The sequence below is a fragment of the Gluconobacter sp. P1D12_c genome, assembly GCF_018812105.1.
GTDB lineage: Bacteria > Pseudomonadota > Alphaproteobacteria > Acetobacterales > Acetobacteraceae > Gluconobacter > Gluconobacter oxydans_A.
The window spans coordinates 1-410 of record NZ_JACSIQ010000613.1 but is presented as its reverse complement, the minus strand read 5'-3'; the positions used below and the strand labels follow the sequence as shown (position 1 = coordinate 410).

At 58.3% G+C, this 410-nt stretch carries 1 pseudogene; it reads left to right on the top strand.

Going from position 1 to position 410, the window contains the following annotated elements:
• Window positions 1–410, top strand: a pseudogene (locus KP705_RS18395) (Tn3 family transposase); the annotation flags it as partial.

Genomic DNA, 410 nt, shown 5'->3' with positions numbered 1-410 from the left:
CAGCTTTGTCAGGCCAGAGGGAACAGTCATACGACAGGCTTACGAACTCTGTGTTCTGACCCAGCTGCGCGAGCGTCTGCGTGCCGGAGACATCTGGGTAACGGAAAGTCGCCAATACCGCGCATTCGACACCTACCTTCTTCCGGAAGCCACGTTTGCAGCGATGCGCGCGCAAGGACCGTTGCCTCTGGCGATCAATGCTACGGCTGACACGTTCCTTTCTCAACGGCGTGCAGTGCTGGAAACCGCGCTGAACCGGGTGACGGCTCTTGCCAGGAAGGGCGAGTTGTCACAGGTCCGGCTTGATGCACATGGTCTTGTGATTTCGCCTCTGAAAGCAATTACACCCCCTGCTGTGGAAGAGTTGAGGCGGGCGGCTTACGACCGGCTGCCACGCATCAAGATTACTG